This window comes from Poseidonibacter lekithochrous, assembly GCF_018861145.1.
Classification (GTDB): domain Bacteria; phylum Campylobacterota; class Campylobacteria; order Campylobacterales; family Arcobacteraceae; genus Poseidonibacter; species Poseidonibacter lekithochrous_A.
The window spans coordinates 20,071-37,655 of sequence record NZ_JAHKQT010000032.1 but is presented as its reverse complement, the minus strand read 5'-3'; the positions used below and the strand labels follow the sequence as shown (position 1 = coordinate 37,655).

The window sequence follows — 17,585 nt, the reverse complement described above, 5'->3', positions numbered from 1 at the left end:
TTATTTAACTTCTACAGTTGCTCCAGCAGCTTCTAATTCAGCTTTTGCAGCTTCAGCATCTTCTTTAGATACACCTTCTTTAACTACAGAATCTGCAGCTTCAGCAGCAGCTTTCGCTTCTTTTAATCCTAAACCAGTTAACGCTCTAATTACTTTAATAACGTTAATTTTTTTAGCACCAGCATCTTTGATAATAACATCAAATTCTGTTTTTTCTTCAGCAGCTTCAGCAGCTCCACCAGCTACACCAGCAACTGCAACAGGTTGTGCAGATACACCAAACTTTTCTTCAAATTCTTTAACTAATTCTGATAATTCAAGTACAGATAAACCAGAGATATATTCTAATACGTCTTCTTTAGAAATTGCCATTTATTATTCCTTATTCTTTATATTTATTTTTTATTACAAGCTTAATAAAATTAAGCTGCTTCTTCTTCTTTTTTCTTTCTAAGAGCATCAAGCCCAATAGTAAAGTTTGTAAGTGGTGCCATCCAAGTAGCTGCAAGCATACCAAGAAGTTCATCTCTAGATGGTAACTTAGCGAATGCATTAACAGTTGCAAGATCTGCAATCTCACCTTCAATAATCCCTGATTTGATCTCAAATTTATCTTTTTTAGTTGAAGCAAATGTATCTGCTACTTTACAAGCAGAGATTTGATCTTCAGACCATAAGAAAATATTTGTACCAGTTAAGGCTACATCTCCTAACTCAGCATTTTTAACTGCTACAGTTACAAGAGTATTTTTAGCAACTTGAACTTTAGTTCCATTAGCTCTAGCATCGATTCTTAATGATTCTAACTCTTTATGAGTAATTCCATTATATCCACATACTACAATAGCTTGAGAATTTTTAAATTCAGATGTTAAATTTTCAATTATTTCAAATTTTTGTTGTTTATTCATAAGGTTCTCCTCCCTTCAAAACATCGACTTCGGTAGGACTTATTAGAAACGAGGAACGAATCTAACCCACTGTCTTCAGTTTTTATTTCAGTGCTTTGAACACTCAATAATAAAGATATTTTATCTGTATTATTGAATGTTAAAAAAATTAAATAAGGAAAAAATCCTTATTTAATATCCATTAATTCTGAAGCATCAACATTAATTGATGGTGACATAGTTAATGATATTGCTGCATTAGCAATATATCTACCTTTAGCAGATGCTGGTTTTTGTTTGTTAATAGCTGCAACAAATGCTTCAATATTTTCTTTGATTGCTTCAGTAGAAAAAGAAATTTTTCCAACTGCAGCTTGCATGTTACCTTTTTTATCAACTCTATATGCTACTTGACCACCTTTAGCATCACTAACTGCTTTTGTAACATCCATAGTAACTGTTCCAACTTTAGGATTAGGCATTAAACCTTTTGGTCCTAAAACTCTACCTAATTTACCAACAAGTCCCATACAATCAGGAGTTGCAATTAAAACATCAAAATCAATATTTCCAGCCATTACAGTTTCAACTAAATCATCGTTACCAACAATATCAGCACCTGCTGCTTTAGCTTCATCAACTTTAACACCTTTTGCAAAAACTGCAACTCTAACAGTTTTACCTGTACCATTTGGAAGTACAACTGCACCTCTAATCATTTGATCAGCATGTCTTGGATCTACATTTAAATTAAGTGCTACTTCAACACTTTCGTCAAATTTTGTAGATTTTAATTCTTTTAATAAATTACAAGTATCAGCAAGAGAGTAATCTCTTTGTTCAATTTTTTCTTTTAATGATTTATATCTTTTTGCCATTTTAATTCTCCGCAATATTTTATTTTTTTGCTTCCAGCGTTTAAAAAGTCTGCTGGTTAGACTTAAGAAAAACTAGTGAATATTATAATTCAGTTGTAATTCCCATTGATCTTGCACTTCCTGCAACAATTTTTGCAGCTTGATCTTTATCATCAGTATTTAAATCAGCGATTTTCATATCAACAATTTCCATAATTTGATCTTTAGTTAATGAACCAATTTTATTTTTAAGTGCATTATCAGAACCTTTTTTGATCCCAGAAACTTTTTTAATTAAATCAGTCATTGGTGGTTGTTTTAACTCAAATGTGAAACTTTTATCTGAATAAACAGTAATTTCTACAGGGATATTAAATCCAGCTTTATCTTTTGTTTTCTCATTGAATGCTTTACAGAATTCCATGATATTAATACCTCTTTGACCTAATGCAGGTCCAACAGGTGGTGATGGGTTTGCAGCACCAGCAGGTATTTGTAATTTAAGTTTACCGTCTACTTTCTTTGCCATACTATTCCTTTTTATTTTAATGATTTTTTAATGATTAGGCATTAGGGAATAAAACTATGTAAGAAGCAAGTTTTATTGCCTAATGCCTAAAAAAGAGTACTTAAACTACTCTTTCTACTTGTGAATATGAAATTTCAACTGGAGTATTTCTTCCAAATATTGAAACATTTAATTTTAATATACCAGAAGCCATATCAAAATCTTCAACAATTCCATTGAAGTTTGCAAATGGGCCTTCATTTACTCTAACCATTTCACCTTCATCAAATGAAACTTTTGGTTTTGCAGCTGCTCTATTATTAACTTTATCTAAAATAGCTGTAATATCTTTTTCAGATAAAGGAGTTGGTTTTTTCGATTCACCAATAAATCTACCTACTTTAGGCATTGCTTGTATTCCATGCCATAATTCTGTATCTAATTCAATCTTAGCAAATGCATATGCTGGATATAAAGGTCTCTCAATGATTGACTTTTTACCTTTTTTAATTTCAATTAAATCTTCTGTTGGAACTAAAACTTCAGCTATTCTACCATCAGCCATTTCTTCTGATAACTGTATTAGTGCTCTTTTAACTGCAAGTTCACTACCAGAGTAAGTTTGAATTGCGTACCATTTATGTGCCATTATTCTATTCCTTAATTCATTATAGAAGATAAGCTTACTGACATTACGGCGTCAATTAATGCTAAAAATAAAGATATTACAGTAACAACAATAAATACAGATAAATATGCTGATCTAATTTGTTCTTTTATAGGAAAGATCACTTTAAATAATTCTTCTTTAGCATTTTTATAATAAGTTTTTAATTTATTCACAACGACTCCAAGGTTTAAGTTAAATAAGCTTTTAAATTCTTTTAAAAAAAGTCGAAACTACTTTTAAAAAAACTCTTAAGTATATTAATAGGACGGGAATTATATCGAAAAAAGCTTTAGGTTAGCTTAGTTTTACTAGTTTTAGATTATATATATTTAAAATGAATATAATTTATTTTATGAGTATTATTTTGATTTAAAAATAATGGCAGGCCAGGAGGGACTCGAACCCACAACCGTCGGATTTGGAATCCGGCGCTCTACCATTGGAGCTACTGACCTATTTATAGAAGAGGAAGAAGCATAGCTTCTTCCTAAAGTCTTATGATTTTAATTTCACTTCTTTATGTAAAGTGTGTTTTTTTAATCTTGGACTATATTTTTTAGTCTCAAACTTTTCAGTATGAGTTTTTGGGTTTTTCATAGTAGTGTAGTTAATATCACCACACTCTTGACATTTAAGTCCTATTTTGATTCTTGATCCAGTAGCCATCTATTATCCTTACTTGATAATTTCAGCAACAACACCAGCACCAACAGTTCTACCACCTTCTCTAATAGCGAACTTTGTTCCCTTTTCAAGAGCGATTGGAGCAACTAAAGCTACAGTCATTTCAACGTTATCACCAGGCATAACCATTTCAGTACCTTCTGGAAGTGTACAAGAACCAGTTACATCAGTTGTTCTAACATAGAATTGTGGTCTGTATCCTGAGAAGAATGGAGTGTGTCTACCACCTTCCTCTTTAGAAAGAATATACACTTCACATCTAAATTCAGTATGTGGAGTAATTGTTCCTGGCTTAATAAGAACTTGTCCTCTTTGAACATCTTCTTTTTTGATACCTCTAATTAAGATACCAGCATTATCACCAGCTTCAGCATATTCCATTTCTTTTCTAAACATTTCAACACCAGTTACAGTAGTTGTTTGAGTGTCTTTTAAACCTACGATCTCAATTTGATCACCTAAGTTAATTCTACCTTTAGAAATAGCTCCAGTTACAACTGTTCCTCTTCCTGAAATTGAGAAAACATCTTCAACAGGCATTAAGAAATCTTGTTCAGTATCTCTTTTTGGAGTTGGGATATATGTATCAACAGCATCCATTAGTTCCATAATTTTAGCAGACCATGGTCCATTAGTTCCAGCTTTAGCTTCTTCTAATGCTTGGAATGCAGATCCAGCAATGATTGGTGTATCGTCACCTGGGAAATCATAATCAGAAAGTAATTCTCTAATTTCCATTTCAACTAATTCTAACATTTCTTCTTTATCTTCTTCATCTAATTGATCTTCTTTGTTCATGAAGATAACAATGTAAGGTACACCTACTTGCTTAGATAATAAGATATGCTCTCTAGTTTGTGCCATTGGTCCATCAGTAGCTGCAATAACTAAGATAGCTCCATCCATTTGTGCAGCACCTGTAATCATGTTTTTAACATAATCGGCGTGACCTGGACAATCTACGTGTGCGTAGTGTCTAGTTGCTGTTTCATACTCAATATGAGAAGTAGCAATTGTAATTCCTCTTTCTCTTTCTTCTGGTGCATTATCAATTTGATCGTAATCCATCATAGTTCCACCACCAGCATTTGTTAAAACTGCTGAGATCGCTGCTGTTAATGTAGTTTTACCGTGATCAACGTGACCGATTGTCCCAATATTTACGTGCGGTTTACTTCGTTCGAATTTTTCTTTTGCCATAGAATTTTCCTTCTAATTTTTTAGGTTATTGCCCTCTGAGTAGATAAGCCCAGTAGCTTCTCTATTCAGAGGGGATTGTATTGTTATTGTTTATAAATATTACTATCTATAATTTTGTGCGTGTATTATATTAAATAAATACTAAAAAAAAACTTAGTGGGATAAAAATTTATAAAGAGTTATAAAATTTGTGCTTAAAACTAAGCTCCCAATAATCAATAAATTAATGGAGCGGGAAACGAGACTCGAACTCGCGACAATCTGCTTGGAAGGCAGAGGCTCTAGCCAACTGAGCTATTCCCGCGCTCATTATAGTGGTGGGAAGAGAAGGACTCGAACCTTCGAAGCCGTAGGCGGCGGATTTACAATCCGCAGGATTTGACCACTCTCCAACCTTCCCGTTGAAAATTATTGTTTCGTTTAGTGTTATTCTATATATAGATAATGCACTATTTAAAATGGAGCTGGTGAAGGGACTTGAACCCCCGACCTGCTGATTACAAATCAGCTGCTCTAGCCAAGCTGAGCTACACCAGCGCCTAATTTAATGGTGGCTCGAGACAGAATCGAACTGTCGACACAAGGATTTTCAATCCTTTGCTCTACCGACTGAGCTATCGCGCCATTCCTTAAATTGGAGTGGAAGTATACACATAGGATGTTTAAAGTTTACTTAAACTATTGACTAAACTTTTAAATTCTTTTCCTCTATGAGCGTAAGATTTATACTGATCAAGTGATGCAGCCGCTGGAGAAAGGATTCCAATGCTATTTTCTTTTAAATTTTTATTAATTTTTTTTACTGCATTTTCTAAAGTTTCACAATTTTCTACTTCTATATTATATTTATTACAGTTGTTTTCTATTCTTTTACTATTTGTTCCAATTGCATAAACTTTAATATTTAGAGTTTTTATATATTCAAATAAAGGAATTAAATTTGCACCCTTATCATCTCCACCTAAAATTATATGTATATTCATTTTTTTATAGGGTACTAAAGCATTAATTGTAGCATCTATATTGGTTGCTTTTGAATCATTTACCCAAATTCTATTTTTCTTATCAACAAATTCTTCAACTTTATGCTCATCAATTGTAAATGTATTTATTCTTTCATAATCAATTTCATTAAATATAATCTTTTTACTACATAAGGCTAAAAGTGCATCCAACAAAAAAGGTTCTTTAAATTTTAATTTACTTTTATCTATTTCAAATTTTTTGCATAAGTCATCACTGTCTTTATAAGTTATCTTAGATGCATCCGATTTATAATCTTTATATTTTTCTGGAATTATTGCAATATCACCCTCTTTCATTAAAGTCAATGGTTTAAGTTTTGCATCTTCATATTCTTTAAATGTGCCATGCCATGTAATATGGTCTTCTGAAATGGGAAGAAGTAAATACAAATTTGGTTTCGCCATATTTGTATAATGTAAAGTAAATGAAGATGTTTCTAAAATCCATATGGAAGCTTCTGGACTAAGTTGAGAGAGAGGAGTACCAATATTCCCTCCATATACAGAACCATAGGTAGCTAATATATGTTGACACATTTGAGTTGTAGTAGTTTTACCATTAGTTCCTGATATCCAAATTGAAAAAGGCATAACCTCATCAAATAAATCATACTCACTTTGTACATTATTTGCATTTTGTATCATTTGATTATAAGGTGGAATTCCAGGACTTACAATAGTCTTTTCATGTGAACTTTTGTCATAAAACTCAAAATCCTTATCATCATATAATATTGCATTGGGAAATTTATCTTTAACAGCTTGAGCTGTTAATCCCTTTCCTAATACTCTTATTTCATCATTAAAATTCATATATACTCTTTTCTTGATTATCGTATTTTTAAGCTCATTAAAGCAAGTAAATTAGTCATAAAAGAGATAATCCAAAACCTAACAATGATTTTATTTTCTTTCCAGCCTTTTTGCTCAAAATGATGATGTATTGGTGCCATTAGGAATACCCTTTTTTTTCTAAGTTTATATGAACCTACTTGCAAAATTACAGATACAGTTTCAAGAACAAAGATAAATCCAATTATTACCAATAATATTTCTGATTTTGAAACAATTGCCATATACCCCATAAAAGCACCCAAAGGAAGTGACCCAGAATCTCCCATAAATACTTCAGCAGGATGTGAATTAAACCAAAGAAAAGCAATTAAAGAACCTCCCATTGCTGCACCCATAACAGCTAATTCACCTGCAAGTTTTATATTTGGAACTAAAAGGTATGATGAAAATATTGCATGACCTGTAATGTATACTAATATTGAAAGAGTAAAAAAAGCCATAATTGATGGTACTGTTGCAAGTCCATCTAATCCATCTGTTAAATTAACAGCATTAGATGCTGCAACCATAACAAGCATCCAAAATAAAATAGCAAATATTCCCATATCAAACAATGGCAATTTATAAAATGGAGTAAAAAAGGTAGTTGTATGAGAAAAATAGTATAAAATAGCAGCAACGATACCTGCACATAAAAATTGTAATACTAATTTTACCCTTGCGCTTAAACCTGCAGAATTTTCATTCTTTGAAATTTTTGAGTAATCATCTTGAATCCCTATTAAAGAGAATAATCCAATAGTTACAAGCCCACCTATTATATAAAAGTTATTTAATTTCGCAGATACTATTGTTGCTACTATAGTTGCAAAAATAAAGACCATCCCTCCCATAGTAGGAGTTCCTGCTTTTTCTTTATGTCCATCAGGTGCATGTTCATATATGGGTTGAGATGCATTTTTCCTTTTAGCCCATTTAATGAATTTAGGCATCAAATACATTGTTAAAAGAAACGCAATTATAAAACTTATTCCAGCTCTAACTGAAATATATTGGAAAATATTAATGTCTAGATGTCTATAAAACCAGTAAAACAAACTCAAACCTTCATTTTGATATAATTGCTGCGATTATATTATATTATACTTTTTAAAAGGTTTAAACAATGACAAACAAAACTATTCTTGTAATTACTGATGGTATTGGACATAACGAATCATCTGATTACAATGCATTTTCTCAAGCTCTAACTCCAACATATGATGATTTATTTAAAAATACTCCATATTCACTTATTCATACATATGGTAAATATGTTGGTTTACCTGATGGACAAATGGGAAATTCGGAAGTGGGACATATGACTATTGGTTCAGGAAGAGTTTTATATCAAGATTTAGTAAAAATTAATATAGCCATTGAGGAAGATTCATTAAAAGATAATACTGTATTTAAAGATTGTATGGAAAAATCAAATACTATTCATTTACTCGGGTTATTAAGTGATGGTGGAGTTCATTCACATATAGACCATATTATTGCCATGGCAAAAATAGCAAAAAAAGAGAATAAAAAAGTTTTTATTCATATGATTACAGATGGAAGAGATGTAGCTCCTGATAGTGCAAAGACATATATTAAGCAAATTATTGATATTTGTGATGAAGATATTAAAATTGCTACTATTGCTGGAAGATACTATACAATGGATAGAGATAATAGATGGGATAGAATTCAAAAAGGCCATGATGCAATTGCACTAGCTCATCCTAAAACTTTTTTATCTGCTCTTGAATTTGTAGAAAACTCATATAAAGAAGATATATATGATGAATTTATTATTCCTACTGCTTTTGAAGGATACACGGGATTAAAAGAAAATGATTCAATAGTTTTTTGTAACTTTAGATCAGATAGAATGAGAGAAATTTCTTCAGTATTTGCAGATAAAAACTTTTCTCATTTTCCTAAGTTTGCAGAATCTTTAAATATTGCAACAATGACTCAATACGATAAAAACATGCCATTGGCTGTTTTATTTCCAAAGGAAAGTCCAAAGAATACTTTAGCAGAAGTAATTTCAAATGCAGGATTAAACCAACTTCATACAGCTGAAACTGAAAAATATGCACATGTTACATTTTTCTTTAATGGTGGAGTAGAGGAACCTTTCTTAAATGAAACTAGAGTTTTAACTCCATCACCAAATGTTGCTACTTATGACTTGCAACCTGAAATGTCAGCACCAAAAGTTGGACAAAATGTAAGAGATGCAATGGATAATCAAACTGACTTTATAGTTGTAAACTTTGCAAATGGAGATATGGTTGGGCATACTGGAGATTTTGATGCAAGTAAAAAAGCTGTAGAAGCTGTTGATAAAGAACTTGGATTAATTATTCAAAAAGTTAAAGAGCATGGATATAACCTAATATTAACATCTGATCATGGAAATTGTGAAAGAATGAGAGATGAAGATGGCAATACTTTAACTAATCATACAGTAGGAGACGTTTATTGTTTTATAATGTCACCAAAAGTTAAAGAAGTAAAAGTTGGAAGTTTAAATAATATTGCACCAACTGTATTAAAACTTATGAATATTGATATTCCTGATGAAATGGATGAGACTTTAATTAAAAGTTAATTTTTTATGTTCAATATTGATATTCAAAAACTAATTATAAAAAGCCCTGAAAAAGAGCTAGTAAATATATCTTTAAAGATATCCAATGCCACTGCTCTTATTGGTCAAAGTGGTAGTGGAAAATCACTAACTCTAAAAGCTCTATTAAATCTATTACCAAATTCACTTCAGTGTGAAAAAGATATAAAATCTAATTTTATATTAGATTTTAATTCAATTGGATTTATTCCTCAAAATCCATTTACCTCTTTATCTCCTATGACAAAAATCAACAAACAATTTTTCTGTTCAAATGAGAAAAAGCAAGAAGTATTAAAACTTGTAGATCTAGATACTTGGGTTTTAGAAAAATATCCAAGTCAATTAAGTGGTGGACAAATTCAAAGAATAATTATTGCAATTGCATTAAGTAAAGAAATTAAATTTTTATTACTTGATGAACCAACAACTGCTTTAGATATTGAAAATAGAGATAATATAATTGAATTAATTGATTCATTGATAAAAGATTTAAATATTTTAATTCTTTTTGTAACCCACGATATTGACTCAGTAAAAGATATATGTAAAGATATCATTATAATAAAAGATGGAGTTGTAATTGAAAAAGGATGTACTAATGATATTTTATCAAATCCCAAACAAGAATACACAAAAACATTAATTAACTCAACATTTAAAAATAAAGACTTTAGGAAATAATATGATTAAATACATTTTTGGTTTTTTTCTACTTATAGGATTAGCTGTTTTAGGATGGCTATATACATTATATGATGAAATAAAACACGATATTGATAAAGTAGTAAATTACTCACCTAAACAAAGTACTCAATTCTTTGATAAAAATGGAGAACTTATAGCAAATACTTTTGTAGGTGAAAACCGTGAATATGTTAAATATGATGACATTCCCGCAAAGATTATTGAAGGATTAGTTGCTATTGAAGATACACAATATTTTGAACATATTGGAATAAATCCAGATGCAATTTCTCGTGCAATTATAAAAGATATAAAAGCTGGTGCTTTTGTAGAAGGGGCTAGTACATTAACACAACAATTAATTAAAATGCTTGTTTTATCAAGTGAAAAAAAATTAATAAGAAAAATTAAAGAAGCACTATTAGCAATTAGACTTGAAACTATTTTAACAAAAGAAGAAATACTTGAAAGATATTTAAATAATGTATATTTTGGACATGGTTATTATGGTATCAGGACTGCTGCGCGTGGATATTTTAATAAAGATTTATATGAATTATCATTAAAAGAAATGGCAATTTTAGTTGGACTTCCTAGAGCCCCTAGCTTTTATGCACCTACAAAGAATTTAAAAATATCCCTAGCTCGGGCTAATCAAGTAATTACAAGATTAAATACACTTGGATGGATTAATAAAGATCAATATGAAAGTGCAATAAAGGAAGTTCCAAAAATTTATAAACAGACATTAACAAAAAACAAAGCTCCATATGTAATTGACTATGTATTGAAAACATTAAAAGACGATATCCCTGATATTAAATCAGGTGGATACAAAATCAAGTTAACAATAGATTTAGAAGCACAAGAAATTGCAAGAAAAGCTTTAAGATTATCACATGAAGATGCACTAAAAAGAGATTTAGATTTCAGAAAAAGATCTAAAAACTTAAATGATGACTCATATACAAAGAATTTAAACGGTGCAATTGTTTCAATGGAAAGTAGTACTGGTAAGATTTTAGCACTAGTTGGAGGAATTGATTATAAAAAATCTATGTTCAATAGAGCAGTCCAATCAAAAAGACAACCAGGGAGTGCAATAAAACCATTTCTATATCAAACAGCTTTAAATGAAGGTCTAAATCCCGCATCACAGCTTATTGATATATCAAGAACATATGATTATAAAGTTGATGGGAAAAATAAAAAATGGCAACCTAAAAACTATGGGGGGAATTTTAAAGGTGTTATAAATTTACGAGAATCCTTAGTATCATCAAGAAACTTATCTACTATAAACTTAGTTACAGATACAGGTATCGATATTATATATAAAGGTTTAGAATCATACGGATTTAAAGATTTACCAGCTGATTTATCTATTACTCTAGGAACAATGTCTGTTACCTTACTTGAATTAAGTGAATATTATAGTGTTTTTGCAAATAATGGAACTCAAGTAAAACCATATATTATTGAACAAATTACAAATAAGGCGGGAGAAACAATAACTTTTGAGCCAAAAACAAAAGAAGTAAATTCTCCTGAGCAAACTTTTTTAATTACATCAATTTTAAGAGATGTAGTAGATAGAGGAACAGCAAGAAGAGCAAGAGTAGAGGGAATATCTCTTGCAGGGAAAACTGGTACAACAAATAATAATGTTGATGCATGGTTCTGTGGATATTCACCATCAATTCAAACAATTATTTGGTTTGGTAATGATAATAATAAACCAATGAGAAAAACAGAAACAGGTGGTAAAATAGCAGCACCTGTATTTTCATACTTTAATAAAAACTATTTAGAATCTCACCCTGAAATACCTAGAAGTTTTATAAAACCAGCAAAAGTTTATTCATCTAAGATTAATGGAAAGCTTGAATATTATACAGAGAAATCTCCTCTACCTGAAATAGAATTAGAAATACCTCCTGAAAATCAAGGAGAAGAAGTTATAGAGTTCTAGTTTCTCTTAACTTTATTATCTTTATTTAAAAAGTTTATTAAGATATAGACATAAAAAAAGGTAAGTTCAATTGAACTTACCTTTTTTGTAGCTTATTTTCTGATTAACAAGAATAAGTTGATTTAAATTCAAATGCTGTTGGTCTAGCTTCATCAGGGTGAACCTGAGTTTCAAATTTATAATGTTGATAAGTTTGAACCATATCTTTTGTGAATACTGGTTGTAAGAACTCATTATCTCTAATTAATGCTTCTAATGAACCTCTTAACGTATGAGGCATTTGAGGGATTTTTCTTTCTCTAATTTCATCTAAAGGCATTTCATATAAATCTTCATCCATTGGACCAATAGGTTCAGTTTTATTTTTAATTCCATCAAGTCCAGCCATAAGCATTGCAGCAAATGCTAAATAAGGACAAGCAGATGAATCAGGGAATCTCATTTCAACTCTAGTTGCTTTTTCTCCCGCTCCATAAGGAACTCTACAAGAAGCAGATCTGTTTTGAGAAGAATATGTTAAGATTGAAGGTGCTTCAAATCCAGGAATTAATCTTTTATATGAATTTGTTGAAGGGTTAGTAAATGCAGCAACTGCACGAGCATGTTTAAATACTCCACCAACATAATGTCTAGCCATTTCAGAAAGGTTACCATATTCACCTTCTGTATAGAATAAGTTTCTACCATCTTTCCAAATTGATTGGTGCACATGCATACCATTACCATTATCACCAAACATTGGTTTAGGCATAAATGTACAAGATTTACCATTTAAATGTGCAACCATTTTACAAACGTACTTATATTTTTGTACATTATCAGCAGCTTCAATTAATCCATCAAATACAATACCAATTTCACCTTGTGCTTGTGCTACTTCATGGTGTCCAAGAATTACTTCAAGTCCTACTTGCTCTAAAACTAACATCATTTCAGCTCTTAAATCAACCATCGAATCTGTAGGTTGTGCTGGGAAATAACCACCTTTAGTACCAGGTCTATGACCCATGTTACCACCTTCATAATCTGTTGATGAAGACCATTCACCTTCTTCAGAATCAACTCTATAAGATGATTCATTAATATTATCAATAATTTTTACGTCATCAAAAATAAAGAATTCATTTTCAGGTCCAAAATATGCAACATCACCAACACCAGACTCAGATAAATGAGTTAATGCTTTTTTAGCAATAGATCTTGGACATTTTTCATACATTTCACCTTTATAGATGTCATAAACATCACATATCATAATGATTGTAGAATCAGCAGTAAATGGATCTAGGAAAGAAGTTCCAACATCTGGTTTTAAAATCATATCTGATTTATTAATTGGTTGCCATGCATCAACTGATGAGCCATCAAAAGGCATACCAAATTCTAATTGACTTTCAGTAACTGCACTCATCATATACGAGATATGATGCCACATTCCTTTCATATCTGTAAATCTAAAATCTACAAACTTAACTTCATTTTCTTCACAATATTTAAAAAACTCTTCTGTATTATTAACAAATTTACCCATTGGTGTAACTCCTTGAATTTATATATTAATAATTCTATCAAAAATAATAAAAATTAAGATAAATTAACTGTATAAAAAGTATACAAGTGAAAGGAAAAAGTATATTTTTTCCTAATATACCCAAAATTTAGAAACTAACTAATTTTGAATCTCTATTGGAAAATGTCATACATTTAGTAAATCCAATCTCTTTAGCAAATAAACTTACTTCTTCATATTTAAAACCAACTTGATCAATAGCATGAGCATCTGAACCAAATGTAATATTTATATTCATCTCATAAGCTAATTCAAGAAGTGTTCTTGATGGATATGTCTCTTTTATTGGTTTTCTTAAACCTGCTGGGTTAATTTCTAAGACCATATTAGAGTCTTTTATAGCTAGTAACGCTTTTTTTGCTAATAATCTTACATCTTTTTTTGGTAAAAACTTGAATACTTTGATTAAATCTAAATGTCCAACAATATCAAATAAACCAGTTTTGGCCATTGCTTCAATCGCATCAAAGTATTCACTCCAGATAGTATCAATATCTTTAGACTTATAAACACCTATAAACTCCGGATTATCAAAGCCCCACATATCTTGTTTATTCTTTAAAAAATGTACAGACCCAATTAGATAGTCAACTTTTGCATGAACTATTTCATCTAGAATAAATCCATCTAAATAATCTACTTCGTAGCCAAGTAAAACTTCTATATCATTTTTATATATTTCTTTTAAATCTAATATTTCTTTTTCATATAAGGGTTTAGCAGATATATCCATTCTATATTTAGGATCATAAGGCATTGGTGCATGATCTGAAAAACCATATACATCAATTCCTAATTCAATAGCTCTTTTTATGTATTCTTCAGAAGTTCCAGTTGCATGATTACATAAAGTTGTATGGTTATGTAAATCTACTCTCATGATAAAAGTCCAGAACCTTTTATAGCAGTACTTCTATCTTCAGCATATATTCTATTTCCATTAAGAATGTCGTATTTCCAAATAGGAGCTTGAGCTTTAAAATCTTCAACAAACTCATCAATCAATTCTAAAGCAACTCTTCTTTTGGGAGAACAAACTGCAGCTATATATGAACTTTCATGATTTAATACATCCCCTCGACTATGAGCCATTAATACTATTGCTTTTAATTCTTTAGCTTTTTCTTCCCATGAATTAAACCAATTATTTAAAATTGGTTCATATATATCAAAAGATAAACCATCAATTTTATTTTCATCTCTTACAACACCTACAAAAGTAATAATTGCACCATAATTTGAATTTCTATATTTGTCATACCAAGCATTTGTGATTCTCTCAACGGGTAAACTACCTTCAAATAATTCTAGATTTTCCACATTCAACCTCTATCATCCACCACATACAGGAGGTAACAATGAAATTTTATCTCCTTGAGAAAGTTCTATATCTTTTTTCGATACTAAAGTATCATTTATAGCAACAGCACAAGTATCTAGCCAAGTTAAAACTTGTTCATCATTTTTTAAGATTTCACTTAATTCTGAAAGGTTTGAAATATCAACTTTCATTGGCTCTTTATTAATTGGTCCTAGGAATTCTACATCAACCACTTTAACCCCTTATTTATTGTTTTTTAATTATTATACCAAAAGAATTTTAAGGTAAAGGACTCATCATTTTATGATATTCGCAAAAATAGATTTTATCAATTTATTACCATTTCATATTTATATAAAAAAAAATATAAAATCAACACAAACTAAAGCAATTATTGAATATAAGAAATCTTATCCATCATTAATAAATAAAAAATTTAAAAAAAGAGAAGTAGATTCAGCATTTATATCTTCAATTGCTTCAAGAAATGAAAAAAAGTTAAATTTAGGAATTGTTGCTAAAAAAGATGTATTATCAGTATTATTAATTCCTGGTAATTATGAAAAAGATTTTCAAAGTGATACATCAAATGCATTAGCAAAAGTATTAGATTTAGAAGGTAAAGTTTTAATAGGTGATAAAGCACTAAAATATTATCATAATAACGAAAAAAAAGATTTTATTGACTTAGCGCAATATTGGAATGATAAATATAACTTACCTTTTGTCTTTGCAGTTTTGTGTTATTCATCAAATAAAAGACAATTAGTAAATATTATAAAAAAATTTAATAAAAATCATATAAAAATACCTACATATATTTTGAATCAATATTCAAAAAGAACAGGTATCTCAAATAAGAACATAATAGAATACTTAAAAAAAATTGATTATAAAATTGGAATTAAAGAAAAGAGAAGCTTAAAACTTTTTTTAAAACTAACAAAATAAAGGGCGCATAAATGACAATATTTGATACTATAATTTTAGGAATAATTGAAGGTATAACAGAATTTCTACCAATATCTTCAACTGGACATTTAATAGTTGCCAGTGAATTTTTAGGTATTGAACAAAATAATATTAATAAAGCATTTGAAGTAATTATACAATTTGCAGCAATTTTAGCTGTTATATTAACTTACCCTTCAAAGTTTACACTTTCACATATTGATTTATGGACAAAAGTAATGATTGCATTCTTTCCTATTGCAATTATAGGTTTTATATTCTCTAGCCAAGTTAAAGCGATGTTTTCAATTGAAATAGTTGCCTATATGTTTATTATTGGTGGTATTATCTTTTTAATTGTAGAAAAGTTTTATGATGAAAAAGAAACTCACACTCTAGATGTTGAAGATGCAACTTATAAACAAGCAGTATGGATTGGTTTTGCTCAAATCTTTGCATTAATTCCAGGAACTTCAAGAGCTGGATCTAGTATTATTGGAGCGATGTTAGTTGGATTAAATAGAAAAGCCAGTGCAGAGTTTTCTTTTCTCTTAGCTTTTCCTGTTATGTGTGCTACAACTGCATATGATTTATTAAAGCATCATGAAGAACTTCTTTCAAATGCAAATATACTAAATCTTGCAGTTGGTTTTGTTGTATCTTTTATTGTAGCTTTTTTAGCAATCAAATTATTTTTAAAATTCCTTGAAAACTTTACATTTGTAGCCTTTGGTGTTTATAGAATAATCTTTGGTATTTTACTTCTTGTTATTTTGAATAATAATATTACATATTAAAGCTACTGCATTTGAATTAATAGAAGAAGCTAAACTTTTACTAATACTATGAATATCACTATTTATTGCATTAAAAAAGTCTTCTTCTTTTAACTCACCTTCTCTTTGTAAAAAACACAATCCTCTATCTTTTAAATCTTTTGCATTATAATACTGGTGATCTCCTGCTGCATATTTATATGGAATAAAAAATGTAGGAAGACAGTTTGCACAAAGTTCCCATAAAGTAGATGCTCCTGCCCTACTTACTGCAAAATCTGCTTTTTGCATTTTACTTGGAATATCTTTAGAAAAATCAAAGATATCTGCATCTATACTTAATTTAGCATACTCTTCTTTTATTCTTTGATAATCATTCTTTCCAGCTTGATGAATGATTTTTATATCCATTTCATTTAATTTAACAGCTACTTTTAAAGCAAAATCATTTATAGCAATTGCACCTTGTGAACCACCAAAAAAAGCAACTGTTTTAACCTTATCTCTAATTCGTCCTAACTCAAAGAACTCTTGAGCTACAGGATAATCTTTTATCTTAGATGAATTAGTAAATGAAGAAAAAACTTCAGTAGCAAATCTAGATGTAACTTTATTTAAAGTTCCCATTACAGAATTTTGTTCATGAATATAAAGTTTACAACCTGGTTTTACAATAGATGCAAAAGTAGCTGCTGCAGCGGAAAAGCCTCCTACAGAGATAACCGTCTTTACGTTGTATTTAGAAAAAAGGCCTAAACAATAATTTGTTTTAGAGATAATATTAAGTAAAGAGCTTATTTTTCCTAAAGTATTTTTATTTACTACACCTTTTGTATCTAAAAAATATATAGCTTTTAATCTTTTATCTTGATCAAACCATTGTTTATCTTGACCATTAGAAGAACCAATAAAAATAACAGGAATACCTCTTTTATTAAATTCCTCAATAAAAGCATCAGCAACTTTTAAATGACCTCCTGTACCACCTCCTGTAATTACAACATTTCCTTTCAT

20 protein-coding genes and 5 tRNA genes are annotated in these 17,585 nt (G+C 29.9%); 5 read left to right on the top strand and 20 right to left on the bottom strand.

The features are described 5' to 3' along the window. From rplL to mraY, 15 genes are all read right to left on the bottom strand, one after another. Positions 1 to 372: a 50S ribosomal protein L7/L12 gene (gene rplL / locus KO488_RS11840; protein ID WP_216059025.1), complete on the bottom strand. Its 372-nt coding sequence runs from the start codon at positions 370 to 372 to the stop codon at positions 1 to 3. Between the two features lie 50 nt (positions 373 to 422). Beyond that, on the bottom strand, positions 423 to 911 hold the full coding sequence (rplJ, locus tag KO488_RS11835) for a 50S ribosomal protein L10 (RefSeq protein ID WP_216059024.1): 489 nt from the start codon (positions 909 to 911) through the stop codon (positions 423 to 425). A gap of 167 nt (positions 912 to 1,078) precedes the next feature. Beyond that, positions 1,079 to 1,768, bottom strand: coding sequence for a 50S ribosomal protein L1 (gene rplA / locus KO488_RS11830; RefSeq protein WP_216059023.1), 690 nt, complete (start codon positions 1,766 to 1,768; stop codon positions 1,079 to 1,081). Positions 1,769 to 1,850: 82 nt separating this feature from the next. Beyond that, the gene (gene rplK / locus KO488_RS11825) at positions 1,851 to 2,276 is read right to left on the bottom strand and encodes a 50S ribosomal protein L11 (RefSeq protein ID WP_216059022.1); all 426 of its coding nucleotides are present in this window, start codon (positions 2,274 to 2,276) and stop codon (positions 1,851 to 1,853) included. A gap of 100 nt (positions 2,277 to 2,376) precedes the next feature. After that, the gene (gene nusG / locus KO488_RS11820; RefSeq protein WP_216059021.1) at positions 2,377 to 2,904 is read right to left on the bottom strand and encodes a transcription termination/antitermination protein NusG; all 528 of its coding nucleotides are present in this window, start codon (positions 2,902 to 2,904) and stop codon (positions 2,377 to 2,379) included. Between the two features lie 11 nt (positions 2,905 to 2,915). Continuing rightward, a complete protein-coding gene (secE, locus tag KO488_RS11815; RefSeq protein WP_216059020.1) occupies positions 2,916 to 3,098 on the bottom strand; it encodes a preprotein translocase subunit SecE in 183 nt (60 codons plus the stop codon). Between the two features lie 206 nt (positions 3,099 to 3,304). Then, a tRNA-Trp gene (locus KO488_RS11810) sits at positions 3,305 to 3,380 on the bottom strand. Positions 3,381 to 3,420: 40 nt separating this feature from the next. Further along, the gene (gene rpmG / locus KO488_RS11805; protein WP_216059019.1) at positions 3,421 to 3,591 is read right to left on the bottom strand and encodes a 50S ribosomal protein L33; all 171 of its coding nucleotides are present in this window, start codon (positions 3,589 to 3,591) and stop codon (positions 3,421 to 3,423) included. Between the two features lie 9 nt (positions 3,592 to 3,600). After that, entirely contained in the window at positions 3,601 to 4,809 is a 1,209-nt protein-coding gene (gene tuf, locus KO488_RS11800) for an elongation factor Tu (RefSeq protein WP_216059018.1), read from the bottom strand. Between the two features lie 227 nt (positions 4,810 to 5,036). After that, positions 5,037 to 5,113 (bottom strand) — tRNA-Gly (locus KO488_RS11795). 11 nt (positions 5,114 to 5,124) lie between these two features. After that, positions 5,125 to 5,209 (bottom strand) — tRNA-Tyr (locus tag KO488_RS11790). A gap of 59 nt (positions 5,210 to 5,268) precedes the next feature. Then, positions 5,269 to 5,346: transfer RNA gene (locus KO488_RS11785), tRNA-Thr, on the bottom strand. 11 nt (positions 5,347 to 5,357) lie between these two features. Further along, positions 5,358 to 5,433: transfer RNA gene (locus KO488_RS11780), tRNA-Phe, on the bottom strand. A gap of 38 nt (positions 5,434 to 5,471) precedes the next feature. After that, positions 5,472 to 6,647, bottom strand: a complete 1,176-nt coding sequence (gene murD / locus KO488_RS11775) for a UDP-N-acetylmuramoyl-L-alanine--D-glutamate ligase (protein WP_216059017.1) — start codon at positions 6,645 to 6,647, stop codon at positions 5,472 to 5,474. A 17-nt stretch (positions 6,648 to 6,664) separates the two neighbouring features. Then, positions 6,665 to 7,726 (bottom strand): phospho-N-acetylmuramoyl-pentapeptide-transferase, encoded by a 1,062-nt coding sequence (gene mraY, locus KO488_RS11770; RefSeq protein WP_216059016.1) that lies wholly within the window; start codon positions 7,724 to 7,726, stop codon positions 6,665 to 6,667. 68 nt (positions 7,727 to 7,794) lie between these two features. Between mraY and gpmI the strand changes: the two genes are divergently transcribed. The 3 genes from gpmI to KO488_RS11755 are packed head-to-tail and all read left to right on the top strand — an operon-like array spanning position 7,795 to position 11,953. Continuing rightward, on the top strand, positions 7,795 to 9,276 hold the full coding sequence (gene gpmI, locus KO488_RS11765) for a 2,3-bisphosphoglycerate-independent phosphoglycerate mutase (protein ID WP_216059015.1): 1,482 nt from the start codon (positions 7,795 to 7,797) through the stop codon (positions 9,274 to 9,276). Between the two features lie 6 nt (positions 9,277 to 9,282). Next, positions 9,283 to 9,978, top strand: coding sequence for an ATP-binding cassette domain-containing protein (locus KO488_RS11760; protein ID WP_216059014.1), 696 nt, complete (start codon positions 9,283 to 9,285; stop codon positions 9,976 to 9,978). Between the two features lies 1 nt (position 9,979). Continuing rightward, positions 9,980 to 11,953, top strand: a complete 1,974-nt coding sequence (locus tag KO488_RS11755; RefSeq protein ID WP_216059013.1) for a transglycosylase domain-containing protein — start codon at positions 9,980 to 9,982, stop codon at positions 11,951 to 11,953. Positions 11,954 to 12,056: 103 nt separating this feature from the next. On the opposite strand, the gene glnA is transcribed toward KO488_RS11755, so the two are convergent. The 4 genes from glnA to KO488_RS11735 form a co-directional block, all read right to left on the bottom strand. Continuing rightward, positions 12,057 to 13,484 (bottom strand): type I glutamate--ammonia ligase, encoded by a 1,428-nt coding sequence (gene glnA, locus KO488_RS11750; RefSeq protein ID WP_216059012.1) that lies wholly within the window; start codon positions 13,482 to 13,484, stop codon positions 12,057 to 12,059. A 127-nt stretch (positions 13,485 to 13,611) separates the two neighbouring features. Next, entirely contained in the window at positions 13,612 to 14,403 is a 792-nt protein-coding gene (gene hisJ / locus KO488_RS11745; RefSeq protein ID WP_216059011.1) for a histidinol-phosphatase HisJ, read from the bottom strand. Continuing rightward, on the bottom strand, positions 14,400 to 14,843 hold the full coding sequence (locus KO488_RS11740; RefSeq protein ID WP_323134187.1) for a molybdenum cofactor biosynthesis protein MoaE: 444 nt from the start codon (positions 14,841 to 14,843) through the stop codon (positions 14,400 to 14,402). Before KO488_RS11740 ends, hisJ begins: the two co-directional genes overlap by 4 nt. A 12-nt stretch (positions 14,844 to 14,855) precedes the next feature. Then, positions 14,856 to 15,077: a MoaD/ThiS family protein gene (locus tag KO488_RS11735; RefSeq protein ID WP_216059009.1), complete on the bottom strand. Its 222-nt coding sequence runs from the start codon at positions 15,075 to 15,077 to the stop codon at positions 14,856 to 14,858. Between the two features lie 70 nt (positions 15,078 to 15,147). Between KO488_RS11735 and KO488_RS11730 the strand changes: the two genes are divergently transcribed. After that, positions 15,148 to 15,795 (top strand): MqnA/MqnD/SBP family protein, encoded by a 648-nt coding sequence (locus KO488_RS11730; protein WP_216059008.1) that lies wholly within the window; start codon positions 15,148 to 15,150, stop codon positions 15,793 to 15,795. An 11-nt stretch (positions 15,796 to 15,806) separates the two neighbouring features. Next, positions 15,807 to 16,592, top strand: a complete 786-nt coding sequence (locus tag KO488_RS11725) for an undecaprenyl-diphosphate phosphatase (protein WP_216059007.1) — start codon at positions 15,807 to 15,809, stop codon at positions 16,590 to 16,592. On the opposite strand, the gene KO488_RS11720 is transcribed toward KO488_RS11725, so the two are convergent. Then, positions 16,554 to 17,585 carry a UDP-N-acetylglucosamine--N-acetylmuramyl-(pentapeptide) pyrophosphoryl-undecaprenol N-acetylglucosamine transferase gene (locus KO488_RS11720; protein WP_216059006.1) on the bottom strand — a complete coding sequence of 344 codons (1,032 nt, stop codon included), beginning with the start codon at positions 17,583 to 17,585 and terminating at the stop codon, positions 16,554 to 16,556. The two genes, KO488_RS11725 and KO488_RS11720, sit on opposite strands and share 39 nt — an antisense overlap.

Coding starts and splice junctions, on each gene's coding strand:
- rplL (WP_216059025.1), bottom strand. CDS start 372: ATGGCAATTTCTAAAGAAGACGTATTAGAATATATCTCTGGTTTATCT.
- rplJ (WP_216059024.1), bottom strand. CDS start 911: ATGAATAAACAACAAAAATTTGAAATAATTGAAAATTTAACATCTGAA.
- rplA (WP_216059023.1), bottom strand. CDS start 1,768: ATGGCAAAAAGATATAAATCATTAAAAGAAAAAATTGAACAAAGAGAT.
- rplK (WP_216059022.1), bottom strand. CDS start 2,276: ATGGCAAAGAAAGTAGACGGTAAACTTAAATTACAAATACCTGCTGGT.
- nusG (WP_216059021.1), bottom strand. CDS start 2,904: ATGGCACATAAATGGTACGCAATTCAAACTTACTCTGGTAGTGAACTT.
- rpmG (WP_216059019.1), bottom strand. CDS start 3,591: ATGGCTACTGGATCAAGAATCAAAATAGGACTTAAATGTCAAGAGTGT.
- tuf (WP_216059018.1), bottom strand. CDS start 4,809: ATGGCAAAAGAAAAATTCGAACGAAGTAAACCGCACGTAAATATTGGG.
- murD (WP_216059017.1), bottom strand. CDS start 6,647: ATGAATTTTAATGATGAAATAAGAGTATTAGGAAAGGGATTAACAGCT.
- gpmI (WP_216059015.1), top strand. CDS start 7,795: ATGACAAACAAAACTATTCTTGTAATTACTGATGGTATTGGACATAAC.
- KO488_RS11760 (WP_216059014.1), top strand. CDS start 9,283: ATGTTCAATATTGATATTCAAAAACTAATTATAAAAAGCCCTGAAAAA.
- KO488_RS11755 (WP_216059013.1), top strand. CDS start 9,980: ATGATTAAATACATTTTTGGTTTTTTTCTACTTATAGGATTAGCTGTT.
- glnA (WP_216059012.1), bottom strand. CDS start 13,484: ATGGGTAAATTTGTTAATAATACAGAAGAGTTTTTTAAATATTGTGAA.
- hisJ (WP_216059011.1), bottom strand. CDS start 14,403: ATGAGAGTAGATTTACATAACCATACAACTTTATGTAATCATGCAACT.
- KO488_RS11730 (WP_216059008.1), top strand. CDS start 15,148: ATGATATTCGCAAAAATAGATTTTATCAATTTATTACCATTTCATATT.
- KO488_RS11725 (WP_216059007.1), top strand. CDS start 15,807: ATGACAATATTTGATACTATAATTTTAGGAATAATTGAAGGTATAACA.
- KO488_RS11720 (WP_216059006.1), bottom strand. CDS start 17,585: ATGAAAGGAAATGTTGTAATTACAGGAGGTGGTACAGGAGGTCATTTA.